This is a genomic window from Variovorax sp. NFACC27 (assembly GCF_048301545.1).
In the GTDB taxonomy this organism is placed as follows: domain Bacteria; phylum Pseudomonadota; class Gammaproteobacteria; order Burkholderiales; family Burkholderiaceae_C; genus Variovorax; species Variovorax gossypii.
Window position 1 is genome coordinate 1,962,363 of the sequence record NZ_CP157613.1, and the last position, 26,516, is coordinate 1,988,878.

Sequence of the window (26,516 nt, forward strand, 5' to 3'; positions counted from 1 at the left end):
TTCATTTCTGGGACACACATGCAACTAAGCTCCATCCCCGCGAAGATCGCAGCAATCTTTGCAGCATCGGCACCCCCGACCTCCAAGAACACGATCCCACTGACGCAGGCGGGCATTATCCAGCCTGGTCAAGCGTCATATGACGTGGGTTTCCCTTCGATCACGATGCAGCCTGCAGCTTCGGGTGGCATCAACCCCTATGGCCAGGACTTCAACGGCATCTTGTTCGCCTCAACTGGGGTGAATCTGTGGCAGTCCGCGGGCGGCACATTCCCGTTTGATTCCGCCTATGCCACGAGCATCGGGGGCTATCCCAAGGGAGCACTTCTGCTGCGCACAGACGGAACTGGCTACTGGTTCAACACAGCGGACAACAACAGCAACGATCCTGAGGGGGCAACTCCGACCGGCTGGGTGCCAGAGTGGCAAGCTGGGATCACTGCGGTCACGGGCTTGACGAACACCAATGTGACCCTCACATCGCTGCAGTACGGCCGTCCTGTCATCACTCTGGCGGGCACTCTAACGGGGAATGTGCAGATTATTTTTCCGGCATTCGCCAGCGAGCAATGGCTAGTGGTGAATAACACGACCGGGAATTTCTCGATCACCACAAAGACGGCGTCAGGGACTGGTGTGGTGATCGCATCAGCAAGTTCGCAAGCAATCTGGAGCGACGGGACAAATATCCTGGCAGCTGGAACTACGGCGGCACAAATTGCAGGCCCGGTCGGCGCTGTCCGCAACATGCGATGCGCGATCAGTTCTGCAAGCGCGACAGCAACGTTCACTGCCGATGAGGTCGTTGTTGAAACTGTCCTTGGTGGCGTGCGGTATTGCCTCCCTAGTTTCAACAAGACCGTCAACCTGGCGACGACTGGTGCTGGTGGCATGGACACTGGGTCGGCGCCGGCGTCAGGCTTTGTTGCGATCTACGCGATCTACAACCCGACAACGGGTGTCAGCGCACTGCTCGCGAAGAACGCATCCACGTTGCAGACGGAGGTCTACAGCGGCGCGAACATGCCGTCGGGTTACACCGCATCAGCCCTTGTTGGTGTGTGGCGAACGACCGCTGCGAGCTTGCTTGTGCCCGGCATCCAGCAGGATCGCACACTCACTTTCTCGCCGGTCACCGTACTCTCTTCGACGACCACTCAGGCGAGCGCCACGGCACTTTCCATTGCTTCTGCGGTGCCAATGAACGCCAAATTCATAGGTGGGACGAACGCTCTTGCCTTCACTACTACGGCGGGAACGCTGCTGAGCTCGACGCTCTCGTCCGACAACGCGACGCCGAGTATCGGCAGCTTCAACGTCACGCTGGGTGGGGCTGCAACAACGATCAACCAGATCGCCGCGCCTTTCTTCAACATCCAACTGATCACGCCGCAGCAGATCTACTACACCTTCACCATCGGTGGTGGCACCGGGCAAGGCATCACCACACAAGTTAACAGCTACACCTTCTAAGCAACAAGGAGCATTTCATGCGAATTGCAAAACTGGACCGCATTGGCATCATTCTTGAGTTGCGCGACTTTGAGATGGACCCCGACACTGGAGTTTGGCCTGAAATGCCGGCAGGCTTCACCACCATCGCCATGGGCAGCGACATAGCCCAGGTTGGCGGCATCGTTCGCCAAGGGATGTACTTCGACATCGGCAACATCGATGTGCCGGCCATCGCTCGCGCCGACCGTACTGAATCGCTGAAAGCCTGTGACTGGACGCAGCTGCCAGATGTGCCGGAAGGCGTTGCGGAGATCTGGACTACTTATCGTCAAGCATTGCGCGACGTGCCACAGCAGACGAATTTCCCGACGGCTATCGATTGGCCAGTTGCGCCAGTCTGAACTTGCATTCCTCCAACCACTATGAACCCGCTTCGGCGGGTTTTCTTTTTCCTGGAAGGATGGCATGAAACAAGAACTGAAAGACATCGCAACGGAACTTGCGGTGCGCACTGCGCCAGCCAGCGGCATCGCCTGGTACTCAAACATCAGCTGGACCGGCCTCCTGACGGGGATTCTGGTGGTACTCCAGATCCTCTACCTGCTACGCAAGTGGTGGCGGGAGGAGTCCGAGTGGGGACGCCGCCTGAAGGAGTGGGCCGAGCGCAAAGGGCTGACCAAGCCAGGAGACTTGTCGTGAGCACGCGTGCGCAGCTGGCCGCCAAGATCGCAGCGCCTCTGGTACTCGGCGGTGCGGTGCTGCTGGGTGGCATGCACCAGTGGGAGAGTCAGGAGCTCACCGTCTACGCCGACAGGCTGGCCGGCGGCCTGCCGACCTACTGCAGCGGGCGCACGCAGCCACCGCGGCCGGTGGGCGAGCGGCTGACGCAGGCGCAATGCGACGCGATCGACGCGCAGACCGCGGCCGAGTACGGGCGTGCCGTACTGGCCTGCATCCCGGCCGACAAGCTCGACCAGAACAGCTTCGACGCATTCACGCTCTTCGCGATCAACGTCGGGAAGTCGGCGGCGTGCGGCTCGCGCGCGGCACAGCTCATGCGCGCCGGCAACCGCGAAGCGGCGTGCAAGGCTCTCGCGCGCGGTCCCGATGGTCGTCCGGTGTGGAGCTTCGCTGGCGGCGTGTATGTGCAGGGCCTGCAGAACAGGCGCCAGTACGAGGCCAACTGGTGCCTGACGCTCGCAGAGGGGAAATGATGGCGAAGCTTGCTCATCCATCGGGCGTCGATCCTCACTATGCGTGGTTCCACTGCCCTGGCTGCAATGGCAAGCATGCCGTGAGCACTGGCCCGGGAGGCTGGGGCTGGAATGGGTCACATGACGCTCCAACTCTGATGCCCTCGGTGCTTGTGCGCACTGGGCGCGCCGTGGATCCCTCCTACATCCCGGAGGAAGGAGACCCGCCTGAAATCTGCCACTCGTTTGTCACTGACGGCCGGATCCAGTTTCTTGGGGATTGCACCCATGCTCTGGCTGGGCATACGGTCGAACTGCCTGAGTTGAAATCATGAAGCTCTATTGCGCCCTCTGCGGCGGGGAAGGACATACCGCACCGCATTGCCCTTGGAGGCTTCCATGCTGATCGCCCTGGACTTCGATGGCACCTTTACAGCCGACCCAGACCTGTGGCTCTCATTCATTGCGTCGTCACGCTCACGCGGCCACCAGGTCTGCGTGGTGACCATGCGTGACGAGTTCGAGGCTGAAGACGTGCATCGTCAACTGTTGGGAAAGGTAGACCGTATCGTTTTCACGGCTCGCCATGCCAAGTTGCCATTTCTGGAGGCGCGTGGCATCACGCCACACATCTGGATCGACGACATGCCGTGCTGGATCCTGAGCGATGCCGCTCCCGCAGGACTTCGGGCTGGCGGTGAACTCAACTGGGAGACAACCGATGCTGCTGCCTAACCTGAAATCGATCGTGCTCTACATCTGCATCGTCTTGTTGGCAGTGCTTGGGCTGGCGACGTGGCACTACCGCGCCCTGGCCAAGACCACCGGGCTCGCGCTGCAGGTTCAGAACGCGGCAGTCGTTGCCACGAACACCGCAGCGGCCCGGCTGCTCAAGCAGCGCACCGAGGAACGCGACGCCAAGCAGGCCGAGCTCAACAAACGCGCCGCGGCGCAGGAGAAAACCGATGAAAAAGCTGTCACCCAGATCAATGCGGACGATCAGCGCCAGCGCAGCGCTCCTGTGGTTGTCCGGGTGCGCGACTGCGCCCGCGATGCCGGGCGCAGTGGTGGAGGCGCCGCAAGTGAAGCTGCCCGACCCGCCAGCGCTGGTGCAGAAGACGCCGGCGCGGCCAGTGGGGTACTTTCGGAAGCTGGTGCTCGACGCCTTGCAGACGCCCTGACCGAAATCGAAAAGACGAGCGCCGCCTACAACTCATGCCGGGCTGACTCCTATATCACCCGAGGGCAATCACCGCCCTCAGAATGAGGCCATCAACCCATTCACTCCCCGCCTTGGCTTCGGCCGGGGCGGGGATTTTCTGCATTTGCAGTCTGATCAGCGTCCCAAGAAGTTCCATCGCTTGCGTTCCCGAAGGGTGCTCGCGACGGGAGACTTTCTTTCTCTTGCTGGATACGTAGACTCCAGATGCGTGGCGAACTCGCGAAAGGCTTTCGCGCCATCGATACCGTGGTCTTCCTCCCATCCTTTGACGCGGTCGACGATGTCATAAAGGCTGCGTAGCACCGAAACGGCTGCAGCGTATCCGGTGCGGTCCTGAGTCTTGGATTGCGCGAAATGTTGATCGATCTGGCGATGGGCGAAGGCGATCAAGTCTGCGTCATCCTCGAACATGCGGTGCCTGTCGTTCTGCGACGTGTACTTGTTGGTTTTCTCGATCCAGGTCGCGGCATCCTTGTGCGACAGGTGATGAATGCAAATGCCGTCTTCAGCCGATGGGAAGGTGCAGTCCTCAACTCGATAGTTCCACTCGTTATGCACAGTGCTTCGAAAGCTGACTGCATCACGTCGGAACATCCTGGGCTTGCGATCAGGCCAGTAGTAGGCCTCCTCGTCGTGGGTGCCCAGGATGTAGTGCCGAAGCGGGAAGATGTAGATACCAGCGGTCGGTGCTTCGAGTTCCTTCTGGATGTACTGCCCAGCCTCAATACTGAAGCACTCGTCATCGTCCATGCAGGCGATCCAATCGTGAGTGCAGACGTTGACAGCAGACTGGCGCGAGTCTTCGCCAAGGGGGCGCCAAGGTTCTATGATCACGCGGTCGGCGATTTTGCTGGCCAGTTCGGCCGTTCCATCGGTAGACGACTTGTCCACGACGATGAGTTCATCAACGAACCACAGGGACCGCAGCGTGGCTTCGATGACATCCGCTCGGTTGTACGAAATCACGACTCCGCTGATTTTTTGCCGTTCACCCATATACCCCTCCATTTAGGAGGAATTGTGTCACGCGACAACTGCAAAGGTATTTGCCTACTGCAGCGCGACCTCGGTGCCGTCAGCGGCTACCATGACGCCGGGTGACGCTTCGTTGACCTCGATGCGCACGCCCATGTGCTTCTCGGGCATGGTGACCGTCTTGCCGTGGTTGTTCGTCATCCAGCTGAGGCAACGTCGGTACTCATCGCGCAGTGCTGGCGACAGCGTGAACTTCGAGGGGTATATGTTGCCGTTCGCTTTCCAGTGGGCGATCAGCTTCTCTGTCATCTGCAGGTAGAGGGTGGTCATCACCTGATTGTCGCGGGCTAGAAAAGGTTGTCGCCGGGCGGCGGAGCATCTGGTTCCGCAGCGGTCGGCTTTGTCTTCTTCGCCCGCGGCGGCAGCGGTGCCGGGAAAGCATCGAGATGCCCCATCCACTGCTTGAAGAAAGAGGGCGCCTCGGCGACAGGGCACGTCAACCAGCGGTCGTATTGCGCTGGGTCGAGAATGACTACCATGCGCTTCTCGTCGCCTGGCTTGTGGAACCTCTGCATCACCGGATGCCCGTCAGCGTTCACGGTCAGCATGGCGAAGCTGAACAGCTTCTCGCCCTCGGGCGAAGTCCAATGCTCGTAGATGCCGGCGATGCCCATGGGCACCTCGCCCGGCTGCTGGATGCGCCAGCGCACGGCCTTCCCGGTTTCCCAGTTCGGCTCGAAGATGCCCTCGGCCGGGATGATGCAGCGCTGACCCTTCTTCCACGCGCTACGGAAGCTCGGCAGGCTGGCCACCGTCTCCGTTCTGGCGTTGTACGTCTTGCGCCCGTAGGCGAGTTCCTTGGCGAAGCCGGGCAGCAGGCCGAAGGCGCCGTCGTCGACGCGGCGGTTACCCGAGCCGTCTTCGGCCAGCCGGATGAACGGCGCCATGCCGGTCGGCCACGTCAGGATCGGCCCTTCCTGGTCCTGCCTCACCACCCCGAAGAAGGACAGTAGGCGGTCGGCACGGGACACGGCTTCATAGTTGCTGCACATGATGGCTCCTCAGTCGGTCATGTCGTCGTCGTTGACGTCGAACCCGCTGGATGACTTCGGGTTGTGGCGTTCGAGGGCAGCATAGCCTTCCTCCTCGTGCACGACACACCACCAGGTCTGTTGGGTGTGCGTCGGCTTGCTCTTGACGGCCCGGAAGGTGATCTCCATCCCGGTGAGCATGATGCCGCCGTCCTTGATGGCCAGGATGCGCGCGTAGTGCAGCGGTTCCAGGCAGTCCTTGTCCAGGGTCTTGAGGCTCAGCAGTCGGGCATCCCAGGTCAGGCCGTAGTAGGCCGGATTCGCCTTCCTGAAGTCCAGCCAGCCGCGCGCACCGGCCGAGCCGGCGACCTGGGAGCGGGGGAGCCAGTTGCCGCCTTTTCGAAGCTGAATGACATGGCAAAACACTGTATGAGCATACAGTGTTTGGAGTGCCCAATGTGTTTCAGATCCGGGCGGATATGTCCTCCACCGACTCGCGGTAGTAGGTGCGCAGCAGCAGGTTGAGATCCTTGTGCCGGCTGATCCGGGCGAGGGTCATCACGTCCATGCGTCTAGCCAGCAAGGTCAGCGCGGTAGCCCGGGTGTCGTGAAACGTCAGATCCCGAATCAGCAACTGCTCGGTCAGCCTGGAAAACAGGGCGCTGGCCTCATTCGCGCCCACGGTGAACTTCTCGGGCAGCAGCTTGGCGGCGCGGCGCGGGATTGGCACCTCGACCACCTTGGTGCCAGCGCCCTTGGTTCTCGTGCCGGTTTCGGTGCCGCCAAGGACCATGACGCGGCGCCTGGCGTCGTAGCGGCCCTCCAGCACCTCTTTCAGGCGCAGGCTCGTGTGCAAGGCGATGCGAAAGGCCTTGATTACCTCCAGCGTCTTGCCGTCCCGGCCGGCCCGGAGAACGCGCTTGATCTGCTGCCAGCGCCATACCTGAGTCCGCGGGTCGTTGTCTTCGGGCATGCGCAGGCCGGTGAACGGGCTCGATGCGATCCACTTCCACTCATCCCGGGCGAGGGAGAACAGGTTGCGCAGCAGGTTGATCTCGCGCAGCACGGTCGCGCCGGTAACGGGCGGGTGGTCGTCATCCCCCGTCATGCGCCAGTCTCGCCAGCGGCCTAGGCGTTCTGTCGTGATGCTGTCCAGCGGGGTGTCGGGGCCGAAGTGCGACAGGAACGCATCGAACCGCCGCTTTTCCCAAGCCGGGTCAGCCTTCGCCTTGCTGACGGTCTTCAGGTAGTGCTCGACCGCCTGCCCGAATGTGCGTCCCAGCAACAGCCCGGCGTCAATTTCTTTCTCAACCTGATCGGCCCACCGCCGAGCCTCGCGCTCGGTGTCCCAAACAGCCGACTTTCGGACCCCTTTTCGGGCCACCTGGGCACGCCATTTTTTGCCCTGTTTTTGGATGGATGCCATGCCTCGTCATTCCCCACGGTGCGTAGATTTCTGGGGAATCATGGCACGGGAACGGGGAAAACGAACGAGAAAGGCGGGAACGACGAACAACCCGAAGGCCACCTAAGTGGCTGTCAGGGCTGGAAAAGACGGAAATGGGGAGGATGAACCACAACCCCAAGAAATGGGGGTGGTGCCCGGGGCCGGAATCGAACCGGCACGCCTTGCGGCGGGGGATTTTGAGTCCCCTGCGTCTACCAATTTCACCACCCGGGCAGGGTTCTGAACGAAGCCCAAAATTATGGCACAGTGGCTGGCATGAACTATCCGACGATCGAAGACGCCATCGGCAAGACCCCTCTGGTCGCACTGCAACGCATCAATGCCGCAGAAAACGCCAGGCGCGGCAACGTGATTCTCGGCAAGCTCGAAGGCAACAATCCCGCCGGCTCCGTGAAAGACAGGCCGGCTCTCTCGATGATCCGGCGCGCGGAAGAGCGCGGCGAAATCAAGCCCGGCGACACCCTGATCGAAGCCACCTCCGGCAACACCGGCATCGCCCTCGCGATGGCCGCGGCCATCAAGGGCTACCGCATGGTGCTCATCATGCCGGAGGACCTCTCCGTGGAGCGCGCGCAGACCATGAAGGCATTCGGCGCCGAGCTCGTGCTCACGCCCAAGAGCGGCGGCATGGAATACGCGCGAGACCTCGCCGAGCAGATGGTGGCCCAGGGCAAGGGCCGGGTGCTCGACCAGTTCGCCAACCCAGACAACCCGCGCATCCACTACGAGACCACCGGCCCCGAGATCTGGGCCGACACCAAGGGCAAGGTCACGCACTTCGTGAGCGCCATGGGCACCACCGGCACCATCACCGGCGTGTCGCGCTTCCTCAAGGAGAAGAACCCGGCGGTGCGCATCATCGGCGCGCAGCCGGCCGAGGGCTCGCGCATTCCGGGCATCCGCAAGTGGCCTGCCGAGTACCTGCCGAAGATCTTCGATCCGAGCCGCGTCGACGAGGAAATCAACGTGAGCCAGAGCGACGCGGAGGAAATGTGCCGTCGCCTCGCGCGCGAGGAAGGCATCTTCGGCGGCATCTCCGCAGCCGGTGCGCTGTGGGCCGCGCTCGAGGTGTCGAAGACGGTCGAGAACGCGACCATCGTGTTCGTGGTCTGCGACCGCGGCGACCGCTATCTGTCGACAGGCGTCTTCCCGGCCTAAGCTGCGGCCGATTGCAGCGCCTGCCAAAGGCGGGCAGACCGTCCAATAAAAGAAAGAAACCCCATGCCCCATCCCAAGTTCTGCCAGGTCTGTGCCACGCCGCTCGAGTGGATCGCGCTCATGGAAGACGGCGGCCCCAAGGAGCGCCTGCGCTGCCCCAACTGCGGCCACACGCACTGGAACAACCCGACGCCCGTGCTCGCCGCCATCGTCGAGTACCGCGGCCAGGTGCTGCTGGCGCGCAATGCCGCGTGGCCGGGCAAGATGTTCGCGCTCATCACCGGCTTCATGGAGGCCGGCGAGACGCCCGAGGAAGGCATCGCGCGCGAGGTGAAGGAAGAAACCAACCTCGACGTGAGCGCCGCGAAGATCGTCGGCGCCTATGACTTCCAGCGCATGAACCAGGTCATCATCGCCTACCACGTGGTGGCCGACGGCGAGGTGAAGCTCTCGCCCGAACTGGTCGACTACCGCCTCTACGACCTGCCCGATCTCAAGTGCTGGCCCGCCGGCACCGGCTACGCGCTGGCCGACTGGCTGCGCACGCGCGGACACGAGCCTGTGTTCTTCACGGCCGCCGAGAACGAGGAGCGCCGCCGCGGCCTGAACCTGCCGCCGGAGCCAGGCAATGCAAGTTGATCGCGAGCTCGACACGCGCGGGCTGAACTGCCCGCTGCCCATCCTCAAGGCGAAGAAGTCGCTCAACGAGATGGCGAGTGGCCAGCTGCTGAAGGTGGTGTCGACGGACCCGGGATCGATCCGCGACTTCCAGGCCTTCGCGCGCCAGACGGGCAACGAGCTGATGGAGCAGGAAACCGTCGGCACCGACTTCATCCACGTGCTGAAGCGCCGCTGACAGGGTTGCAGAAGCAGCAAAGAAAAAGGGCCGCAGTCGCGGCCCTTTTTGTTCGTGTGCTCGAAGCGGCGATTACAGCTTCAGGCTCTTGAGGTACTCGCGGAAATCCGCGCCCACTTCCGGGTGCGCCAGCGCCAGTTCCACCGATGCCTGCAGGAAGCCTTCCTTGCTGCCGCAGTCGTAGCGGATGCCCTTGTACGAGTACGCGTAGACCGATTCCTTCTTCATCAGCGCCGCGATGCCGTCGGTGAGCTGGATCTCGCCACCCGCGCCCTTGGGCTGGTTGCGGATCTCGTCGAACACGCCCGGCGTGAGGATGTAGCGGCCCGCCACGCCCAGGCGCGAGGGAGCCTCTTCGGGCTTCGGCTTCTCGACCATGCGGCTGACCTTCACGAGGCCTTCCTCGATCGCGTCGCCGGCCACGATGCCGTAGCGCTTGACGTGCGCGAGCGGCACTTCCTGCACCGCGAGCAGCGAGCCGCCGAGACGGCCGAAGGCTTCGGTCATCTGCGCCAGCACGGGCTGTCCGCCATCGGGGCCGACCATCAGGTCGTCCGCCAGCAGCACGGCGAAGGGTTCGTTGCCGACCAGGTGCTCGGCGCACAGCACCGCATGGCCCAGGCCCAGCATGCGCGGCTGGCGCACGTAGGAGCAGGTCATGTCGTCGGGCATGACCGAACGGGCGATGTTCAGCAGCGCGGTCTTGCCGCTGGCCTCGAGCTGGCTCTCGAGCTCGTAGGCGGTGTCGTAGTGGTCTTCGATGGCGCGCTTGTTGCGACCGGTCACGAAGATCATGTCGCGGATGCCGGCTGCGTACGCTTCCTCGACGGCGTACTGGATCAGCGGCTTGTCGACCACCGGCAGCATTTCCTTGGGTTGCGCCTTGGTGGCCGGCAGGAAGCGGGTGCCGAAGCCTGCAACGGGAAATACGGCCTTGCGGATGCGGGTCGCGGGTGTGGACATGGGCAGTTCAGCGTCTTTCGTCAAAGGTAGGGATGGCAGGATGCGGAACGGCGCGGGGCCGCTCCAAGCATCCTAAACGCCTTCGAAACTCCGAGTCTGTCAGCCGAGGCGCACAAGCTGGTCGCGCAAGCGCTCCAGAGTGGCAGTGAAGTCAGTCAGACGTTTACGTTCCTGCTCGATCACGGCCGGAGGGGCCTTCGCGACGAAGGCTTCGTTGCCCAACTTGGAGTGCACCTTGGCAATTTCGCCTTCGACGCGTGCAACTTCCTTGCCAATGCGAACTTTCTCCGCAGCCTTGTCGATCTCCATGTGCAGGCACAGGCGTGCGGCGCCCACCACGGCGACGGGTGCGGCTTCGGCGGCAGCCGACCACGAGGCCTCGTCGTCGAAGACCTTCACTTCCTTGAGCTTGGCGAGCGCCTGCAGCACCGAGGCCGATTCGCGCAGGAAGGCCGCGCCTTCGGCATCGTCTGCCACCGCGTAGAGCGGCAGGCGCGTGGCGGGCGACACGTTCATTTCGCCACGCAGCGTGCGGCACGCATCCACCAGTGCCTTCAACCGCGCCACGTAAGCCTCGGCCGCCTCGTCGATCTTCTCGGGCTGGCTCTTCGGATAGGCCGCGATCATGATCGACTCGCCCTCACGTCCTGCAACCTTCGACACCTTCTGCCACAGCTCTTCCGTGATGAACGGAATGATGGGGTGCGCCAGGCGCAGCAGCGTCTCGAGCACGCGGATGAGCGTGCGGCGCGTGGCGCGCTTCTGTGCGTCGTCGCCGGTCTGGATCTGCACCTTGGCGATCTCGAGGTACCAGTCGCAGAACTCGTCCCAGGCGAACTGGTAGATCGTGGTGGCCACGTTGTCGAGGCGGTATTCCTCGAAGCCCTGGGCCACCTCGGCCTCCACGCGCTGCAGTTTCGACACGATCCAGTAGTCGGCGCGGCTGAACTTCAGGTAGCCGTGCGCCGGGCCGCCGACCTTGCACTCTTCCTTCGTGTGCTCCAGCAGGCCGCAGTCCTGGCCTTCGCAGTTCATCAGCACGAAGCGCGTGGCGTTCCACAGCTTGTTGCAGAAGTTGCGATAGCCCTCGCAGCGCTTCGAGTCGAAATTGATGCTGCGGCCCAGCGAGGCGAGCGAGGCGAAAGTGAAACGAAGCGCGTCGGCGCCGAAGGCCGGAATGCCGTCCGGAAACTCCTTCTGCGTGTTCTTGCGCACGGCGGGCGCCGTCTCGGGCTTGCGCAGGCCTTGCGTGCGCTTGTCGAGCAGCGCGGGCAGCTCGATGCCGTCGATCAGGTCCACCGGGTCGAGCACGTTGCCTTCCGACTTGCTCATCTTCTTGCCCTGCGCATCGCGCACCAGGCCGTGGATGTACACGTGCTTGAAGGGCACCTTGCCGATGAAGTGCTTGGTCATCATGATCATCCGGGCGACCCAGAAGAAGATGATGTCGTAGCCGGTCACCAGCACGGTCGAGGGCAGGTACAGGTCGAGGTCCTGCGTCTTCTCGGGCCAGCCCAGCGAAGAGAAGGGCACCAGCGCCGACGAGTACCAGGTGTCGAGCACGTCCTCGTCGCGCGTCAGCTTCTTGCCGGGCGCCTTGGCCTGGGCGGCGGCTTCGTCCTCCGCCACGTACACGTTGCCTTCCTCGTCGTACCAGGCGGGAATCTGGTGGCCCCACCAGAGCTGGCGCGAGATGGTCCAGTCCTGGATGTTCTCCATCCAGTGGTTGTAGGTGTTGACCCAGTTCTCGGGCACGAAGCGCACTTCGCCCGACTTCACCACGTCGATGGCCTTCTGCGCGATCGACTGGCCGTCGGCACCGGGGCGCGTCATGGCCACGTACCACTGGTCGGTGAGCATCGGCTCCACGATGGCGCCCGAGCGCGCGCAGCGCGGCACCATCAGCCTGTGCTTCTTCACCTCGACCAGCAGGCCCAGCGCGTCGAGGTCGGCCACGATGGCCTTGCGCGCCACGAAGCGGTCGAGGCCGCGGTACTTCTCGGGCGCGTTGTCGTTGATGGTGGCGTCGAGCGTGAGCACGCCGATCATCTCGAGCTTGTGGCGCTGGCCGACGGCGTAGTCGTTGTAATCGTGCGCGGGCGTGACCTTCACGACGCCGGTGCCGAATTCCTTGTCGACGTAGTCGTCGGCAATGATCGGGATCAGCCGGTCCACCAGCGGCAGCTTCACGCGCTTGCCGATGAGGTGCCTGTAGCGCTCGTCCTCGGGGTGAACCATCACGGCCGTGTCGCCGAGCATGGTTTCGGGCCGGGTGGTGGCCACGGTCAGCGTGCCGCTGCCGTCTTCGAGCGGATAGGCGATGTGCCAGAGCGAGCCGTCTTCTTCCTCGCTCTCGACTTCGAGGTCGCTCACCGAGGTCTTGAGCACCGGGTCCCAGTTGCCCAGGCGCTTGCCGCGGTAGATCAGGCCCTCTTCATACAGCTTCACGAAGGTATGCGTCACGACCTTGGAGAGGTCGTCGTCCATCGTGAAGTACTCGCGGCTCCAGTCCACCGTGTCGCCCATGCGGCGCATCTGCTGGGTAATGGTGTTGCCCGATTTTTCCTTCCACTCCCACACGCGCGCCACGAAGTTCTTGCGGCCCAGGTCGTGGCGGCTGACCTTCTGCTCCTGCAGCTGGCGCTCCACCACGATCTGCGTCGCGATGCCGGCGTGGTCGGTGCCGGGCACCCACAGCGTGTTGTCGCCCTTCATGCGGTGGTACCGCGTGAGGCTGTCCATGATCGTCTGGTTGAACGCATGGCCCATGTGCAGCGTGCCCGTCACGTTGGGCGGCGGCAGCTGGATCGCGAACGACTCGGCGCCATCCTTGGGTTGCTGCGTGCCTCTGAAGCCGGCCTTGGCGTAGCCGCGCTTCTCCCATTCGGGGCCCCAGTGCGCCTCGATGGCGGCGGGCTCGAACGATTTGGAAAGGCTGTCCAGTCCAGGCTGGGCGGGAGGGGTGGTGGGTTCGCTCATGGGAAATGCAGGAACGGCCCTTCGGGGAGCCGTTGGGGGGACACAGGTGGGTAGCCGGCGATTTTACCGGGGCGGCCCCGTGTCACGGCAGCCACTGATAATTCCGGGATGCTGTTCCTGCTTTCCCCTGCAAAGTCACTCGACTACGACACCCCGGTCCCCTCCGAACTCCCCGCCACCCAACCCCATTTCGAATCGCCCCGCGGCCCCTCGGTCGAACTCATCAAGCTGCTGCGCGAGAAGTCGCCCCAGCAGATTTCCGAGCTCATGAGCCTGTCGGACAAGCTCTCGGCACTGAACGTGGCCCGTTACGAGGCCTGGTCGAGCAAGAGCACCCCGAAGAATGCCCGCCAGGCCGCCTTCGCCTTCGACGGCGACGTCTACGGCGGCCTCGACGCCCGCACCCTCACGAAAACCCAGCTGGCCTGGGCGCAGGACCACGTCTGCATCCTCAGCGGCCTCTACGGCCTGCTGCGCCCGCTCGACCTGCTGCAGCCCTACCGCCTCGAGATGGGCACCCAGCTGGCCAACCGCCACGGCAAGGACCTCTACGCCTTCTGGGGCCCGCGCATCGCCGAGCACCTGAACGAACGCCTCGCGGCCGACCGCACCCCCGTGGTGGTCAACGTCGCCTCGCAGGAATACTTCAAGTCGGTCGACCGCAAGGTGCTCAAGGCCCGCGTGGTCGAATGCGTGTTCGAGGAGTGGAAGGGCGACCGGTACAAGATCGTGAGCTTCTTCGCCAAGCGCGCCCGCGGCCTGCTGGCGCGCTGGGCCGTGCAGCACAAGGCGGCCACGCCCAAGGCACTGGAAAAGTTCGACCTCGAGGGTTATGGTTTCGACGCGGAAGTGTCCAAACCCGACAGGTTGGTGTTCAGGAGAAGGCTGGACTGACCCCGGCCTTCGCGCACTTCGTGTCGCTGCGCCAGCCTGTCTTGCAGGCGGCGACACCGGCGGCCCGGCAGAGCCGGTTCCGCGGTGTTCCCGGAATGGGGCGTGGCGGTTTTTTCATGCGTTGCGGGGATTGCCGCGGCGTGGAGGAGTATTGAGATGTCCCAAGCGATCAGTCCGGAACTGCGCGAATGGCTGGTTGCCCAGCTCGCCGCCGGGCATTCGGTGCCGGCCCTGCGCGCCTCGATGCGCGCGGCCGGCTGGCACGACGCCGCCGCCGACGTGGCGCTGGCCCAGCTCGAAGCCGGCTTCCCCAACGTGGAAGTCGCGCTGCCTTCCGTGCAGGCGAAGATGCCCGGGCCCGACCTCGACGGTGCGCCGCTGTACATCGATGCGGGCGACCGCCGCGTGCAGGTGCTGCAGACCATGCGGCACCCGCGCGTGGTGGTTTTCGGCAACCTGCTGTCTGCCGAGGAGTGCGAAGGCCTGATCGCCGCCGCGCGCGTGCGGCTCGCGCGCTCGCTCACCGTCGAGACGCGTACCGGCGGCGAGGTGCTCAACGTCGATCGCACCAGCGACGGCATGTTCTTCGAGCGCGGCGAGAACGAGATCGTCGCGCGCCTCGAGCAGCGCATTGCCGCGCTGCTGCGCTGGCCGCTCGAGTTCGGCGAGGGCCTGCAGATCCTGCGCTACGCCCCCGGCGCGCAATACCGCCCGCACTACGACTACTTCGACCCGAACGAGCCCGGCACGCCCACCATCCTCAAGCGCGGCGGGCAGCGCGTCGCCACGCTGGTGATGTACCTGCAGGAACCCGAGGGCGGCGGCGCCACCACCTTCCCCGACGTGGGCCTCGAAGTGGCCCCGGCGCGCGGCTGCGGCGTGTTCTTCAGCTACGACCGGCCCGACCCCGTCACCCGCACCCTGCACGGCGGCGCGCCGGTGCTGGCGGGCGAGAAGTGGGTCGCCACCAAGTGGCTGCGCGAGCGCGAGTTCAAGTAGCGGAAGAACAAGCAAGGACCCGATGAAAGTCACCGCCAACGGGCTGCAGATCGAAGTCGACGACACCGGAGGCGAGGGGCGCCCCGTCATCCTGCTCATCATGGGCCTGGGCATGCAGCTCGTCGCGTGGCCGACGGCCTTCGTGCGGCAGCTGGCGGACGCGGGCTTTCGCGTGATACGTCACGACAATCGAGACATCGGCCTGAGCCAGGGCTTCGACCATGCCGGCACCGGCAACATCGTGTGGGAGACCATCCGCCACCGCCTCGGCCTGAAGGTGCGCTCGGCCTACACCCTGCAGGACATGGCCATCGATTCGCTCGGCGTGCTCGACGCGCTGGGCATCCAGAAGGCCCACATCGTCGGCGCCTCCATGGGCGGCATGATCGCGCAGCGCATCGCGGCCTTCGCGCCGCAGCGCACGACCAGCCTCGTGAGCATCATGAGCTCCAGCGGCGCGCGCGGACTGCCCGGCCCGCGCCGCGAGGTCACCACCATGCTCATGCGCCGCCCGGCCAGCCGCGACGAGGCCGCGCTGGTCGCGCACAGCATCCGGCTGCTGCGGCTCATCCAGAGCCCGGCCTACCCGCAGACCGACGAGGAGCTGGCCGAGCGCCTCACCTTCGGCCTGCGTCGCGCGTACCACCCGGCCGGACTGTTGCGGCAGATGCTGGCCATCGGCGCCGACGACGAGCGCCCCCGCATACTGCAGGGCATCCGCTCGCCCACGCTGGTGCTGCACGGCGACGCCGATGCGCTCGTGCCCATCGCCTGCGGCGAAGACACGGCCCGGCGCATTCCGGGTTCGCAATTCGTTTCCATTCCCGGCATGGGCCACGACCTGCCGCCCGAGGTGTGCAACATCCTCGCCAACCACATCGCACCGTTCGCCCAGGCGGCGGATGCCGCAGATACGAGACCATCATGAGCCACGACCCGCACAACCCCAATACTCCCGAGCAATCGCAACTGGGCCGCGCCTCGGCCTACGCCGACCGCTACGACCCGACGCTGCTCTTTCCCATCGCGCGAGCCACGCAGCGCGAGGCCATGGGCATCAAGACCGGCGCGCTGCCGTTCTTCGGCGCCGACCTCTGGACCGCCTTCGAGGTGAGCTGGCTCAACCTGCGCGGCAAGCCGCAGCTGGCCATCGTGCACTTCACCATTCCCTGCGAGACGCCCAACATCATCGAGAGCAAGAGCTTCAAGCTCTACCTCAACAGCTTCAACAACAGCCAGTTCGCGAGCGCAGACGCGGTGCGCGAGCGCCTGCGCGCCGACCTGTCGGAAGCCGCATGGCGCGGCAGCGACCAGCAGGCCACCATCGGCGTGAGCCTGCTCGCGCCCGACATGTTCGACCGCGAGCCGGTGCACGAACTCGACGGCCTCGACCTCGACCGCCTCGACATCGAGTGCACCCACTACCAGCCCACGCCCGAGCTGCTGAGCAGCGACGCCACGCAGGCGCCCGTCAACGAAACGCTCACCAGCCGCCTGCTGAAGAGCAACTGCCTCGTCACCGGCCAGCCCGACTGGGGCAGCGTGCAGATCCGCTACAGCGGCCCGCCCATCGACCAGGCGGGGCTGCTCGCGTACATCATCAGCTTCCGCAACCACAACGAGTTCCACGAGCCCTGCGCCGAGCGCATGTTCACGGACATCTGGACCCGCTGCAAGCCGAACAAGCTCGCGGTGTACGCGCGCTACACGCGGCGCGGCGGCCTGGACATCAACCCGTTCCGCACGAGCTGGCCGCAGGCGCTGCCGCCGAACATCCGGACGGCGAGGCAGTAACGAACGCGAGCTACCCGCAATGTTGTTTCCCGGACAGGAGATCGTGAAGGCGGGCGTCTTTCTCTACGACGGAGAGATTGAGTGCGATATCCGGATCATTCGTTCGCCTGTTCGCTTCGGAACGGGAGATCGCGAAGACGAGCCGCATGTCAGAGACGACGTCGAGCAGGTCATTTTTTATGTGCAATACGGCTCGACGACCGAACGCGGAGTGTTCCCCTCAGGCAGCGGCGCTTATGAGTCTTTGCAGGAGGCCATGACGCAGCTTGCTGCGATGGCCATCGGGCCAACCTTGCGTTGGGCGACGTAGACCGCCAGGCGGTTCCACGTACGGTTCCCGAAGCCCCTCTTCGGAAACCCGAAACCCGCTCCAGCCCCGCCTGTGGCATTCTGGATTTCACCCGCGAGTCCGCGGTCGAACGAACATCTGGAGCGCAGACAAATGGTTGAAGGAAAAGTGGTCGTCGTCACCGGCGCTGGCGGCGGCATCGGGCGCGACATCGCGCTGGCGATGGCGGCGCATGGCGCGAAGGTGGTGGTCAACGACATCGGCGCGGCGCTCGATGGTGCCGGCGGCAGCGCAGGCCCCGCGCAGCAGGTGGTCGACGAGATCCGCTCGGCCGGCGGACAGGCCGTGCCCAACACCGACAGCGTGGCCGATGCCGCGAGCGCGGCGCGCATCGTGGAATGCGCCGTCGAGAACTTCGGGCGCATCGACGCGGTGGTCAACAACGCCGGCATCCTGCGCGACCGCTTCTTCCACAAGATGTCGGTGGACGAGTGGGACTCGGTGCTCAAGGTGCACCTGTACGGCGCGTACTACGTGAGCCGTGCCGCCGCCACGCACTTCAAGGAGCAGGAGTCGGGCGCGCTGGTGCACATGACTTCCACCTCGGGCCTCATCGGCAACTTCGGGCAGGCCAACTACGCGGCGGCCAAGCTCGGCATTGCCGCGCTGTCTAAGTCGATCGCGCTGGACATGCAGAAATTCAACGTGCGCTCCAACTGCATCGCGCCCTTCGCATGGAGCCGCATGATCGGCGCCATTCCCACCGACACCGACGAGCAGCGCGCCCGCGTCGACAAGATCAAGCAGATGACGCCGGCCAAGGTCGCGCCGCTGGCCGTGTACCTCGCGAGCGATGCCGCCGCGGCAGTCAACGGCCAGATCTTCTCGGTGCGCAACAACGAGATCTCGCTCATCAGCCAGCCGCGCCCGGTGCGTTCCATCCACCGCTCGGAGGGCTGGACACCGCAGAGCATCGCCGAGCACGCCATGCCCGCGATGCGCGCCAGCTTCTACCCGCTGGACCGCTCGGCCGACGTGTTCAGCTGGGACCCGGTCTGAGGACAAACCCGCAGAGGGCGGCGAGCAGCCTCATTCGCCGGACAATGCGCGTTCCGTTTCCCCTTGATACCGGCGCCCGGTGAACCTGCACTTCGACCTGTTCGACCTGAAACTGTTCGTCTACGTGGCGGACGCGCACAGCCTCACGCGCGGCGCGGAGAAGGCCTGCATCTCGCTGGCCGCCGCCTCCACTCGCATCAAGCAGATGGAGGAGGCCGTGGGCGGCAAGCTGCTGCACCGCAGCGCGCAGGGCGTGAGCCTCACGGCGGCGGGGCAGGCGGTGCTCTACCACGCCAAGCGCGTGATGCAGCAGATGGAGCACCTGCGCTGCGACATGCAGGACTTCGGCAAGGGCATCAAGGGCCATGTGCGGGTGTTCGCCAACACCACCTCGATCACCGAATACCTGCCGCAGAAGCTGGCGGGTTTTCTCACGCAGCATCCGGCCGTGCAGGTCGACTTGCGCGAATACCTCAGCGAGGAGATCGTGCGCGCGGTGGCCGACGGCGAGGCCGACATCGGCATCCTCGCGGGCGACGTGCACACGGGCGACTTCGACGCGCGGCCCTTCGGCAGCAACCAGCTCGTGCTGGTGGTGCCCACTACGCATCGCCTTGCCGGAGCGCCATCGGTGGCCTTCGCCGACACGCTCGACGAGCAGCATGTGGGCCTGCACCACGGCAGCGCCATCCATCGCTTCTTGCAGCGCCGTGCCGAGCTTGCAGGGCGCGGCTTCAACCCGCGCATCCAGGTCAGCAGCTTCGAGGCCATCTGCCTGATGATCGAAGCGGGCGTGGGCATCGGCGTGCTGCCGATGTCGTCGGCGCAGCGGCTTTCGATGGCGATGCGCATCTCGACCGTGGCGCTCAGCGACACCTGGGCCGAGCGCGAGCTGAAGCTGGTCGCGCGCAGCCGCGAGCAGCTGCCCGCCCTGGCGCGCGAGTTGTTCGACCACCTCGCGGCGCGTTGAGGAGGCCGCAGCCATGTCGGCCGACCTGAAGTCGCTGCGCCTGTTCGTGGCCGTTGCCGACAACGGCAGCATCAGCGAGGGCGCCAAGCGCTGCCACATCGCGCTGGCGGCTGCCAGCAAGCGCATCTCCGACCTGGAGGCCCGTGCGCGGCTGCCGCTGCTGGTGCGCCATGCGCGCGGCGTCACGCTCACCTCGGCGGGGCACGGGCTGCTGCTGCATGCGCGCGCCGTGCTCTCGGCCATGGACCGCCTCGGCGCCGAGCTCGACGACTTCCAGAACGGCGTGGCCGGCGTGGTCAGCATCACGGCCAATGCCTCGACCATCGCGCAGTTTCTTCCGGCGCAGATCGGCTCCTTCCTGCGCCTGCATCCGGTGCTGAAGATCGACCTGCAGGAGCGCGCCAGCACCGAGGTGGTGAAGGCGGTGCAGGCGGGCCTGGCCGACATCGGCGTGATCGAGGGCAACACGCCCGCCGAGGGCCTCGAATGCCTGCCCTATCGCACCGACGAGCTGGCCGTGGTGGTGGCGCGCGACCATCCGCTGGCGCGGCGCAGGCGCATCGGCGTCGACGAGGTGCTGAGCCACGACCACATCGTGGTGCGCGAAGGCACGGCGCTGCACCGCGTGCTGCTGGCCGCGGCGCTGGAGGCACAGGTGCCGCTGAAGGTGCGCATGCAGGTGGGCAGCTTCGACATGGTCTGCCGCATGGTGGAGCAGGGTGCGGGCATCGGCGTGCTGCCCTACGCGGCCATCCTGCCGCAGCTGCAGATACTGAAGCTGCGCTGCCTGAAGCTCGACGCACCCTGGGCCAACAGGCGCCACCTGCTGTGCGTGCGCAGGCAGCAGGACCTGACGGTGGCCGCGCGCTCGGTGCTGGAGCACTTGCGGCGCCCCGACTGAACGGGCACGGCCTTCCTGCAGACAATAGCCGCACCGAAGCACCGACGACGACACCGTGGACCTTCGCGCACTTCGCTACTTCATCGCCGTGCTGGAGGCGGGCAGCCTCTCGCGTGCGGCTGCTTCGCTGTACGTGGCCCAGCCCGCGCTCACGGCGCAGATCAAGAAGCTCGAGAGCGAACTCGGTGCCCAGCTCTTCGAGCGCTCGCATGTCGGCGTCACGCCGACGAGCGCGGGGACGGCTCTCTACCATGACGCGCGCAGGCTCCTGTCGGACGCCGCCGCGCTGAAGGAGCGCTTCCAGCGCCCCTCGGCGGGTCTCGAGGGTTCCGTCACCCTTGCGATCCCCTCGCTGCTTTCGTCGTTGCTGCTCGGCCCTGTGCTGAAGCAGCTGAGGCAGCGCCACCCGCTCGTGCGCGTGTTCGTGCTCGACGACCTGAGCCTCATGGTGAAGAAGACCATGCTGGAGCGCAGGGCCGAGGTGGGCATCATGGTGGACACGCCGGCCCTGGAGGGCACGGTGTGCGAGCCGCTCGCACGCGAGTCGATCTTCCTGTGCGGCTTCGACGTGGACGGGATCGCCGCGCCACTGCTGAAGCGCCGGCGCGCCACGCCCAAGGCCGGGCACCGCCACCGCGACGAAATCACCTTCGCGCGGGCAGCCCGGCTGCCCCTGGTCCTGCAGTCGCGGCGCTTCAGCATCCGGCAGGCCGTCGAGCAGGCGGCCTCGGAGCAGGGCATCGAACTCAACGTCGCCTACGAGCACGACTCCGCGCGCGTGATCCGGTCGCTCTACCAGGCGGGGGCCGGCTTCACCTTCACGCCGGCCTGCGCGCTCGAGGATTCCCCGCGGGCCGATCCGCACTGGGTCTGCGCGCGGGTGACGCAGCCACAACTGCTGCGCAGCTACACGCTCGCGACTCTTGCGAACCGGCCCGCCGATCCGGTGGTGCAGGCGCTGATCGACGTGCTGCGCGAGGAGATCGCACGCATGGCCGGCGACGGCCGCTGGGACGCCGAGCTTCCCTGACGCCGGTCCCGCACCGGCTTTGGCGCCGCGGCCATCAAAAATAGTGATGGCCGCGCATCAGTAAACGGTATTTCCTCCCCGGCCCTCCGCGCCGCGATAGTGGCGCCAGTCCACTCGCACATGGAAGTGGCGCACAGGAGATAGCCCCTTGAATTCCCCGTCCTTCGAGGTCGCCAACGTCGGCGCTCTCGTCTCGCGCGCATCCCGCGCCTTCGCCCGGCAAATCGCCATCAAGAGCCCGGCGCGCTCCATCACCTACGAAGAACTCGACCGGCGCTCCAGCCGCCTCGCGAACGCGCTGCTCGCCCATGGCCTGGCGCGCGGCGCGAGGGTGGGCGTCTGCCTGCCGAACTGCATCGAGGTGGTCGAGCTCGAACTCGCCTGCTACAAGGCCGCGCTGGTCAAGGCCCCGATCAATTCGCGGCTGTCGCCGGTGGAAGTGGCCGCGATGATCGCCAACAGCGAGGCTGGCCTGGTCGTGACGACTTCGGCGCGCGCCGAGGCATTCCTGCCCCTGCTCGAGGCGGCGCCCCCGGCGCTGCTGCTGGTCGACCGGCCGGCAGGCGGCGCGCTCAGCTACGAAGCCGCCCTGGCGGCGGCCAGCGATGCGATCGAACCCGCGCGCGTGCAATCGGACGAGCTCGCGGTGCTGCACTACACCTCGGGCTCCAGCGGCGTCCTGAAGGCTGCCATGCAGACCTTCGGCAACCGCCTGGCGCAGCTGCGCAAGTTCCTCATGCGCGCCGACGGTCTGAAGCCGGGCGAACTGCTCGGCCTCGTCGGCCCGATCACTCACGCCTCCGGCATGCAGCTCGTGCCGGCACTGTGCAGCGGGGCGACCATCCGGCTGTTCGACGGCTTCGAGCCCGATCGCTTTCTCGCGGAGATGCGCGCGGATCGCGTCGGCCACACCTTCATGGTGCCGACCATGATCAACATGCTGCTCGCGCAACTGCAGGGCCGGTACATGCCGCTGCCTGACCTGAAGCGGCTCGGCTACGGCGCGGCTCCCATGGCACCGGCGCGGATCATGCAGGCGATGGACGTGTTCGGTCCGGTGCTCTCGCAGGGCTACGGCGCGGGCGAGACGACTTCCGGCGTGTGCGGGCTGTCGGTGGAAGACCACCTGTTCGCGCGCGCCGCGAGGCCCGAACGCCTGGCCTCCTGCGGGCGGCCGTTCCTGGAGTCGCGCGTGGAGATCGTCGAAGACGAGGGGCGGCCCGTCGCGACCGGCGGCATCGGGGAGATCGTGGTCAGCGGCGCCGATGTCTTCGCGGGCTACTGGCGCGCACCGGAGCTCACGGCCGAGGTGCTCAAGGACGGTCGCTATCACACCGGCGATCTCGCCCGCGCCGACGAGGATGGCTACATCTACATCGTCGATCGCAAGAAGGACATGGTCATCACCGGCGGCTTCAACGTCTATCCGTCGGAGGTCGAGGCGGTGCTCTACCAGCATGCCGCCGTGGCGGACGCCTGCGTGTTCGCGGTGCCCGACGACAAGTGGGGCGAGGCGGTGGCCGCGCATGTCGTGCTCAAGCCCGGCGAGCTGCCCGACCCGGCGGCGCTCGATGCCTTCTGCGCCGGCCGGCTCGGCGGCTTCAAGCGGCCGCGCACGATCGAGTTCGTGACCGCGTTGCCGAAGAACGCCAACGGCAAGGTGGCCCGCAAGACCATCCAGGCACCCTACTGGGCCGACCGCGCGCGGCGCGTCAACTGAAGGAGCACGCATGAGCATCACTCACGCCCCGGCGGCGAACTTCGAAGGCTCGGCGCAGGCCGGGGAACTGACCGGACGCATCCTCGACTTCATTCACGGCGAGCTGGCCGCCATCGTCCGCGAGCACGGCATCGACCACGAGCACAGCCCCGGACGCGACACGCTGCGCCGCGTCTGGCGGCGCTCCCACGAACTCGGCTTCTACGGCATCACGCTGCCGAAGGCGATGGGCGGCGCGGGCCTGACGGTGCTCGACCACGTGTTGGTCAAGGAAGCCATCTACGCCAGCGGCTCGCCGCTCGCGCCCCATGTGTTCGGCGAACTGAGCGGCCCGCCCCGGGTGGGCGCGCTCGCACGCCAGGCCACGCCCTACCAGCTGGAGCAGTTCATCGCGCCGGTGGCGAATGCGGACAAGGCGATCTGCTTCGCGCTGACCGAGGCGGAGGCCGGCTCCGATGCGGGAGCGGTGCAGACGCGCGCCGAGCGGCAGGGCGACGACTACCTGCTGACCGGCCGCAAGCGCTTCATCTCGGGATCGCCGTTCGCGGACTTCGCGCTCGTCATGGCATCCACCGCCCCAGACCCGGCCCAACGCGAGATATCGGCCTTCTTCGTCGACCTGGGCCAGCCGGGCGCGCGCGTGGAGTCGGGCTACAAGACCATGGCCGGCCAGTCGCACACCGGGGACATCGTGCTGGAGGGCTGCCGCGTTCCCGCGCGCAACATGATCGGCGAACCCGGCCGGGGCCTGGCGCTCGCGCTGGGACGCATCACGGTGAACAGGCTTCTGCATTGCCCGGCCATGGTGGGGCTCGCGCGCGTGGCGCTGGAGGACGCCACCTGCTACGCGAAGGGCCGCCGCCAGTTCGGCCGCGCGATCGCGCAGTTCCAGGCCGTGCAGCACATGCTGGCCGACATGGCGACCGAACTGGCCGCCGCGCGCAGCCTGATGATCGCCACCGCACGCCAGATCGATGCCGGCGGCGAAGCCCGCGCCGAGGCGTCGATGGCCAAGCTGTTCTGTTCCGAATCCGCCTTCCGCATCGCCGACTCGGCGGTGCAGATCCACGGCGGCGAGGGCATCGTGCAGGGCCGCCGCGTCGAATTCCTCTTCCGCATGTTGCGCATGTACCGGGTGCTCACCGGCACAAGCGAGATCCAGCGCAACACCATCGCACGCGAACTGCTCGGCGACCCGGGGCCATGAAGCCCGGGCGCCGCGCCACAAGAAACAGATCAGGAGACGACAACCATGAAACCGAACTGCGCCTTCACGCGGCGCCAACTCTGCAAGGCATTGGCCGCGTCGCTGTGGCCGGCGGCGTGGCCCGCGCTGGCTGCCGGCGGCGAGTGGCCCAGCCGCCCCATCAAGTGGGTGCTGCCGTACCTGCCGGGCACCGGGCCCGACATCACCGCACGTACGCTGGCGGAGGCCGTGAGTCCGCTGCTCGGGCAGCCTGTCGTGATCGAGAACCGTGCAGGCGCCGCCGGAAACATCGGCGCCAGGCTGGCGGCCATCGCTCCCGCCGACGGCTACACCTGGGTCTTTTCCGCCGCGCCGATGGCGGCCAACATGCGCATGTACGCGAACCCGGGCTATGACGCGCTCAAGGACTTCCGCCACATCATGCGGCTGACCACCTCCGACATCCTGCTGGTCGTCCATCCCGCGTCGGGGATCGGCACGGTGCACGAGCTGGTCGAGCGGGCGCGCCTGAACCCCGGCAAGCTCGACTATGCGTCCGGTGGCGTGGGATCTCCCTCGCACCTCGGCGTCGAACTGTTCCTGAGCACGGCCGGCGTGGAGGCGACGCACGTGCCCTACAAGGGCGCGTCGGAGATGGTCAGCGCGGTGCTCGGCAGGCAGGTCGCTTTCGCGATGCCGATCTTCAGCGTGGCCTATCCGCACGTCCAGGCCGGGCGCCTGAAGGCACTGGCAGTTGCGGGCACCCGGCGCAACACCGCCTTGCCGGAAGTGCCGACGCTGGCCGAGGCGGGCGTGCCGGGCGTGTCGCTGACCTCGTGGGGCGGCATCTCCGTGCCTGTGCGCACGCCCGACGCGGTCGTCGCCAGGATCCACGCCGCATTCGAGCAGGCCGTGAGGCAACCCGCAGTGCGCGCCGCGATCGAGGCCACCGGCGGAAGCATCGACCCCGCGGATTCGCAGGAATACGCCAGGAGCTTCGTGCAGGAGATCGCGCTCACCGAAGCCATGATGAAGAGAGCCCGGCTGACACCGATGTAGGCAATGGGGCGCGGCGCCCGGCCGAGGGGCGCCGTGACCTTGTCGGTTTCTTGCGAGCCTTCGCGCCACGCGAAGGCTCGAACTCGCCAAAAACGAATTGTTCTCCCGCGGTTCGCACGCAAAGATGCGCGCACCAACAAAGGAGACAGACTTGAAGATCGTTCGCGTCAGCGCCACGCCGCTGAACATTCCCGTCACCATCGACGTGGTCGGCATGAACAAGCAGACCTCGCTGTCGCTGTGCCTCACCGAGATCGAGACCGACACCGGCCTCGTCGGCCACGGCATGACGGCCATCACCGAGGAGGAGATCATCGCCGCCGCCGTGCGCGAGGTGGCCGGCCCGGCGCTGATCGGCGAAGACCCGATGGCCACCGAGCGCCTCTGGGAAAAGCTCTACTGGCTGCTCTCTCCGCGCGGCCAGACCGGCTACGCCAGCCACACCATCGCCGCGCTCGACATCGCGCTGTGGGACATCAAGGCCCGCGCGCTGGGCCAGCCGCTGTGGCGCCTGCTCGGCGGCGCGCGCGCGAAGGTGCCGGTGTACGCCACCTTCGGCTTCGGCTTCTTCGAGCGCGACCAGCTCGCGGCGGCGGCGAAGCTGTGGGGCTCGCAGGGCTTCCAGCGGCTGAAGATGACCGTGGGCAACCATGCGCTCGCGCGCCGCGACGAGCCGCGCCCGCTCGACGAGGTCATCGCCGAAGACGTGCGCCGCGTCGCCGCTGTGCGCGAGGCGGTCGGCCCCGACGTGAAGCTCTACGTCGACGCCAACTGCGGCCTCGACCTGTTCCACGCCACCGAGCTGGCGCACCGCATCGAGCCCTATGGCATCAGCTTCTTCGAGGAGCCGCTCACGCAGAACGACGTGCGCCAGATGGCCCAGCTGCGCGCGCGCACCCGCATCCCGCTGGCCTGCGGCCAGAACGAGGGCCTGGCCTTCCGCTTCCGCGACCTGCTGGTGAACCAGGCGGCCGACGTGCTTCAGCCCAACGTGACCATCTCGGGCGGCTATTCGCAGGTGCTGAAGATCGCCGGCATGGCGCAGGCCTTCAACGTGCCCATCGACAACGGCGGCGCCTGGCCCTTCCACAACATGCACCTGCATGCGGGCGTGTCGAACGGCGGGCTGGTCGAGTACCACTACGTGGCGGTGCAGATGCTCAAGCAGATCTTCGACGGCCTGCCGGTGCCCGAGCAGGGCTGGCTCACGCTGCCCGAGACGCCCGGCCTGGGCTTCGCGCCCAATGCCGAGCGCGTGCGCGAGCTAGCGAAGCTGCCGACCTCGCACGGCAAGGGCAAGGCCTGAGCGGCCCGC

At 66.1% G+C, this 26,516-nt stretch carries 30 protein-coding genes and 1 tRNA gene; 23 read left to right on the top strand and 8 right to left on the bottom strand.

Annotation, left to right across the window (positions count from 1 at the left end):
* The first annotated feature begins 18 nt into the window (after positions 1-18).
* The 7 genes from ABL840_RS09265 (at position 19) to ABL840_RS09295 (ending at position 3,915) form a co-directional block, all read left to right on the top strand.
* Positions 19-1,473, top strand: a complete 1,455-nt coding sequence (locus tag ABL840_RS09265; RefSeq protein ID WP_093429350.1) for a hypothetical protein — start codon at positions 19-21, stop codon at positions 1,471-1,473.
* 17 nt (positions 1,474-1,490) lie between these two features.
* The gene (locus tag ABL840_RS09270; protein WP_093305865.1) at positions 1,491-1,856 is read left to right on the top strand and encodes a tail fiber assembly protein; all 366 of its coding nucleotides are present in this window, start codon (positions 1,491-1,493) and stop codon (positions 1,854-1,856) included.
* Positions 1,857-1,920: 64 nt separating this feature from the next.
* Positions 1,921-2,154 (top strand): hypothetical protein, encoded by a 234-nt coding sequence (locus ABL840_RS09275; protein WP_176947581.1) that lies wholly within the window; start codon positions 1,921-1,923, stop codon positions 2,152-2,154.
* A complete protein-coding gene (locus tag ABL840_RS09280) occupies positions 2,151-2,669 on the top strand; it encodes a lysozyme (protein WP_176947580.1) in 519 nt (172 codons plus the stop codon). Before ABL840_RS09275 ends, ABL840_RS09280 begins: the two co-directional genes overlap by 4 nt.
* Positions 2,669-2,983 carry a DUF6527 family protein gene (locus ABL840_RS09285; RefSeq protein ID WP_418116351.1) on the top strand — a complete coding sequence of 105 codons (315 nt, stop codon included), beginning with the start codon at positions 2,669-2,671 and terminating at the stop codon, positions 2,981-2,983. The genes ABL840_RS09280 and ABL840_RS09285 overlap by 1 nt, the downstream gene beginning before the upstream one ends.
* A 64-nt stretch (positions 2,984-3,047) precedes the next feature.
* Positions 3,048-3,383: a hypothetical protein gene (locus ABL840_RS09290; RefSeq protein WP_093305861.1), complete on the top strand. Its 336-nt coding sequence runs from the start codon at positions 3,048-3,050 to the stop codon at positions 3,381-3,383.
* The gene (locus ABL840_RS09295) at positions 3,370-3,915 is read left to right on the top strand and encodes a hypothetical protein (protein ID WP_093429349.1); all 546 of its coding nucleotides are present in this window, start codon (positions 3,370-3,372) and stop codon (positions 3,913-3,915) included. Before ABL840_RS09290 ends, ABL840_RS09295 begins: the two co-directional genes overlap by 14 nt.
* 69 nt (positions 3,916-3,984) lie before the next feature.
* Here the strand turns inward: ABL840_RS09295 and ABL840_RS09300 are convergent, their stop codons facing one another.
* The 6 genes from ABL840_RS09300 to ABL840_RS09325 all read right to left on the bottom strand — a co-directional run bounded on the left by ABL840_RS09300 (position 3,985) and on the right by ABL840_RS09325 (position 7,557).
* Positions 3,985-4,866 carry a glycosyltransferase gene (locus ABL840_RS09300; RefSeq protein WP_176947579.1) on the bottom strand — a complete coding sequence of 294 codons (882 nt, stop codon included), beginning with the start codon at positions 4,864-4,866 and terminating at the stop codon, positions 3,985-3,987.
* A 54-nt stretch (positions 4,867-4,920) separates the two neighbouring features.
* Positions 4,921-5,175, bottom strand: coding sequence for a hypothetical protein (locus tag ABL840_RS09305; RefSeq protein ID WP_093305855.1), 255 nt, complete (start codon positions 5,173-5,175; stop codon positions 4,921-4,923).
* 17 nt (positions 5,176-5,192) lie between these two features.
* On the bottom strand, positions 5,193-5,897 hold the full coding sequence (locus ABL840_RS09310; RefSeq protein ID WP_093305853.1) for an SOS response-associated peptidase: 705 nt from the start codon (positions 5,895-5,897) through the stop codon (positions 5,193-5,195).
* Positions 5,898-5,906: 9 nt separating this feature from the next.
* A complete protein-coding gene (locus ABL840_RS09315; protein WP_093305852.1) occupies positions 5,907-6,302 on the bottom strand; it encodes a hypothetical protein in 396 nt (131 codons plus the stop codon).
* Between the two features lie 37 nt (positions 6,303-6,339).
* Positions 6,340-7,302 carry a tyrosine-type recombinase/integrase gene (locus tag ABL840_RS09320; RefSeq protein ID WP_093305850.1) on the bottom strand — a complete coding sequence of 321 codons (963 nt, stop codon included), beginning with the start codon at positions 7,300-7,302 and terminating at the stop codon, positions 6,340-6,342.
* A gap of 170 nt (positions 7,303-7,472) precedes the next feature.
* Positions 7,473-7,557 (bottom strand) — tRNA-Leu (locus ABL840_RS09325).
* A 42-nt stretch (positions 7,558-7,599) separates the two neighbouring features.
* On the opposite strand from ABL840_RS09325, the gene cysM reads away from it, so the two are divergent.
* From cysM to ABL840_RS09340, 3 genes are all read left to right on the top strand, one after another.
* A complete protein-coding gene (cysM, locus tag ABL840_RS09330) occupies positions 7,600-8,502 on the top strand; it encodes a cysteine synthase CysM (RefSeq protein WP_093205399.1) in 903 nt (300 codons plus the stop codon).
* 63 nt (positions 8,503-8,565) lie between these two features.
* A complete protein-coding gene (locus tag ABL840_RS09335; RefSeq protein WP_093305849.1) occupies positions 8,566-9,141 on the top strand; it encodes an NUDIX domain-containing protein in 576 nt (191 codons plus the stop codon).
* Complete coding sequence (locus ABL840_RS09340) at positions 9,131-9,358, top strand: sulfurtransferase TusA family protein (protein WP_093205394.1); 228 nt, start codon at positions 9,131-9,133, stop codon at positions 9,356-9,358. Before ABL840_RS09335 ends, ABL840_RS09340 begins: the two co-directional genes overlap by 11 nt.
* A gap of 72 nt (positions 9,359-9,430) precedes the next feature.
* On the opposite strand, the gene galU is transcribed toward ABL840_RS09340, so the two are convergent.
* Positions 9,431-10,321 (bottom strand): UTP--glucose-1-phosphate uridylyltransferase GalU, encoded by an 891-nt coding sequence (gene galU, locus ABL840_RS09345; RefSeq protein WP_093305847.1) that lies wholly within the window; start codon positions 10,319-10,321, stop codon positions 9,431-9,433.
* A 99-nt stretch (positions 10,322-10,420) separates the two neighbouring features.
* A complete protein-coding gene (locus ABL840_RS09350) occupies positions 10,421-13,300 on the bottom strand; it encodes a valine--tRNA ligase (protein ID WP_093205386.1) in 2,880 nt (959 codons plus the stop codon).
* A gap of 108 nt (positions 13,301-13,408) precedes the next feature.
* Between ABL840_RS09350 and yaaA the strand changes: the two genes are divergently transcribed.
* From yaaA to ABL840_RS09415, 13 genes are all read left to right on the top strand, one after another.
* Positions 13,409-14,194, top strand: coding sequence for a peroxide stress protein YaaA (gene yaaA, locus ABL840_RS09355; RefSeq protein WP_093205384.1), 786 nt, complete (start codon positions 13,409-13,411; stop codon positions 14,192-14,194).
* A gap of 156 nt (positions 14,195-14,350) precedes the next feature.
* Complete coding sequence (locus ABL840_RS09360) at positions 14,351-15,193, top strand: 2OG-Fe(II) oxygenase (protein WP_093305845.1); 843 nt, start codon at positions 14,351-14,353, stop codon at positions 15,191-15,193.
* A gap of 22 nt (positions 15,194-15,215) precedes the next feature.
* The gene (locus ABL840_RS09365; RefSeq protein WP_093205380.1) at positions 15,216-16,121 is read left to right on the top strand and encodes an alpha/beta fold hydrolase; all 906 of its coding nucleotides are present in this window, start codon (positions 15,216-15,218) and stop codon (positions 16,119-16,121) included.
* The gene (queF, locus tag ABL840_RS09370; RefSeq protein WP_093305843.1) at positions 16,118-16,987 is read left to right on the top strand and encodes an NADPH-dependent 7-cyano-7-deazaguanine reductase QueF; all 870 of its coding nucleotides are present in this window, start codon (positions 16,118-16,120) and stop codon (positions 16,985-16,987) included. Before ABL840_RS09365 ends, queF begins: the two co-directional genes overlap by 4 nt.
* Before the next feature lie 19 nt (positions 16,988-17,006).
* A complete protein-coding gene (locus tag ABL840_RS09375) occupies positions 17,007-17,297 on the top strand; it encodes a hypothetical protein (RefSeq protein ID WP_093305841.1) in 291 nt (96 codons plus the stop codon).
* Positions 17,298-17,429: 132 nt separating this feature from the next.
* On the top strand, positions 17,430-18,335 hold the full coding sequence (locus ABL840_RS09380; protein ID WP_093205377.1) for an SDR family NAD(P)-dependent oxidoreductase: 906 nt from the start codon (positions 17,430-17,432) through the stop codon (positions 18,333-18,335).
* 79 nt (positions 18,336-18,414) lie between these two features.
* Positions 18,415-19,305, top strand: coding sequence for a LysR substrate-binding domain-containing protein (locus ABL840_RS09385; protein ID WP_093305839.1), 891 nt, complete (start codon positions 18,415-18,417; stop codon positions 19,303-19,305).
* 13 nt (positions 19,306-19,318) lie between these two features.
* The gene (locus ABL840_RS09390; RefSeq protein ID WP_093305837.1) at positions 19,319-20,206 is read left to right on the top strand and encodes a LysR family transcriptional regulator; all 888 of its coding nucleotides are present in this window, start codon (positions 19,319-19,321) and stop codon (positions 20,204-20,206) included.
* Between the two features lie 55 nt (positions 20,207-20,261).
* Positions 20,262-21,236 carry a LysR family transcriptional regulator gene (locus ABL840_RS09395; protein WP_093305835.1) on the top strand — a complete coding sequence of 325 codons (975 nt, stop codon included), beginning with the start codon at positions 20,262-20,264 and terminating at the stop codon, positions 21,234-21,236.
* Positions 21,237-21,384: 148 nt separating this feature from the next.
* Positions 21,385-22,956: an AMP-binding protein gene (locus ABL840_RS09400; protein ID WP_093305834.1), complete on the top strand. Its 1,572-nt coding sequence runs from the start codon at positions 21,385-21,387 to the stop codon at positions 22,954-22,956.
* 10 nt (positions 22,957-22,966) lie between these two features.
* Positions 22,967-24,163, top strand: a complete 1,197-nt coding sequence (locus tag ABL840_RS09405; RefSeq protein ID WP_093305832.1) for an acyl-CoA dehydrogenase family protein — start codon at positions 22,967-22,969, stop codon at positions 24,161-24,163.
* 45 nt (positions 24,164-24,208) lie between these two features.
* On the top strand, positions 24,209-25,201 hold the full coding sequence (locus ABL840_RS09410) for a Bug family tripartite tricarboxylate transporter substrate binding protein (protein WP_093305830.1): 993 nt from the start codon (positions 24,209-24,211) through the stop codon (positions 25,199-25,201).
* A gap of 151 nt (positions 25,202-25,352) precedes the next feature.
* Positions 25,353-26,507, top strand: a complete 1,155-nt coding sequence (locus ABL840_RS09415) for a mandelate racemase/muconate lactonizing enzyme family protein (RefSeq protein WP_093305828.1) — start codon at positions 25,353-25,355, stop codon at positions 26,505-26,507.
* Positions 26,508-26,516: the final 9 nt, after the last annotated feature.

Coding starts and splice junctions, on each gene's coding strand:
- ABL840_RS09265 (WP_093429350.1), top strand. CDS start 19: ATGCAACTAAGCTCCATCCCCGCGAAGATCGCAGCAATCTTTGCAGCA.
- ABL840_RS09270 (WP_093305865.1), top strand. CDS start 1,491: ATGCGAATTGCAAAACTGGACCGCATTGGCATCATTCTTGAGTTGCGC.
- ABL840_RS09275 (WP_176947581.1), top strand. CDS start 1,921: ATGAAACAAGAACTGAAAGACATCGCAACGGAACTTGCGGTGCGCACT.
- ABL840_RS09285 (WP_418116351.1), top strand. CDS start 2,669: ATGGCGAAGCTTGCTCATCCATCGGGCGTCGATCCTCACTATGCGTGG.
- ABL840_RS09290 (WP_093305861.1), top strand. CDS start 3,048: ATGCTGATCGCCCTGGACTTCGATGGCACCTTTACAGCCGACCCAGAC.
- ABL840_RS09295 (WP_093429349.1), top strand. CDS start 3,370: ATGCTGCTGCCTAACCTGAAATCGATCGTGCTCTACATCTGCATCGTC.
- ABL840_RS09300 (WP_176947579.1), bottom strand. CDS start 4,866: ATGGGTGAACGGCAAAAAATCAGCGGAGTCGTGATTTCGTACAACCGA.
- ABL840_RS09305 (WP_093305855.1), bottom strand. CDS start 5,175: ATGACCACCCTCTACCTGCAGATGACAGAGAAGCTGATCGCCCACTGG.
- ABL840_RS09310 (WP_093305853.1), bottom strand. CDS start 5,897: ATGTGCAGCAACTATGAAGCCGTGTCCCGTGCCGACCGCCTACTGTCC.
- ABL840_RS09320 (WP_093305850.1), bottom strand. CDS start 7,302: ATGGCATCCATCCAAAAACAGGGCAAAAAATGGCGTGCCCAGGTGGCC.
- cysM (WP_093205399.1), top strand. CDS start 7,600: ATGAACTATCCGACGATCGAAGACGCCATCGGCAAGACCCCTCTGGTC.
- ABL840_RS09335 (WP_093305849.1), top strand. CDS start 8,566: ATGCCCCATCCCAAGTTCTGCCAGGTCTGTGCCACGCCGCTCGAGTGG.
- ABL840_RS09340 (WP_093205394.1), top strand. CDS start 9,131: ATGCAAGTTGATCGCGAGCTCGACACGCGCGGGCTGAACTGCCCGCTG.
- galU (WP_093305847.1), bottom strand. CDS start 10,321: ATGTCCACACCCGCGACCCGCATCCGCAAGGCCGTATTTCCCGTTGCA.
- ABL840_RS09350 (WP_093205386.1), bottom strand. CDS start 13,300: ATGAGCGAACCCACCACCCCTCCCGCCCAGCCTGGACTGGACAGCCTT.
- yaaA (WP_093205384.1), top strand. CDS start 13,409: ATGCTGTTCCTGCTTTCCCCTGCAAAGTCACTCGACTACGACACCCCG.
- ABL840_RS09360 (WP_093305845.1), top strand. CDS start 14,351: ATGTCCCAAGCGATCAGTCCGGAACTGCGCGAATGGCTGGTTGCCCAG.
- ABL840_RS09365 (WP_093205380.1), top strand. CDS start 15,216: ATGAAAGTCACCGCCAACGGGCTGCAGATCGAAGTCGACGACACCGGA.
- queF (WP_093305843.1), top strand. CDS start 16,118: ATGAGCCACGACCCGCACAACCCCAATACTCCCGAGCAATCGCAACTG.
- ABL840_RS09375 (WP_093305841.1), top strand. CDS start 17,007: ATGTTGTTTCCCGGACAGGAGATCGTGAAGGCGGGCGTCTTTCTCTAC.
- ABL840_RS09380 (WP_093205377.1), top strand. CDS start 17,430: ATGGTTGAAGGAAAAGTGGTCGTCGTCACCGGCGCTGGCGGCGGCATC.
- ABL840_RS09390 (WP_093305837.1), top strand. CDS start 19,319: ATGTCGGCCGACCTGAAGTCGCTGCGCCTGTTCGTGGCCGTTGCCGAC.
- ABL840_RS09405 (WP_093305832.1), top strand. CDS start 22,967: ATGAGCATCACTCACGCCCCGGCGGCGAACTTCGAAGGCTCGGCGCAG.
- ABL840_RS09410 (WP_093305830.1), top strand. CDS start 24,209: ATGAAACCGAACTGCGCCTTCACGCGGCGCCAACTCTGCAAGGCATTG.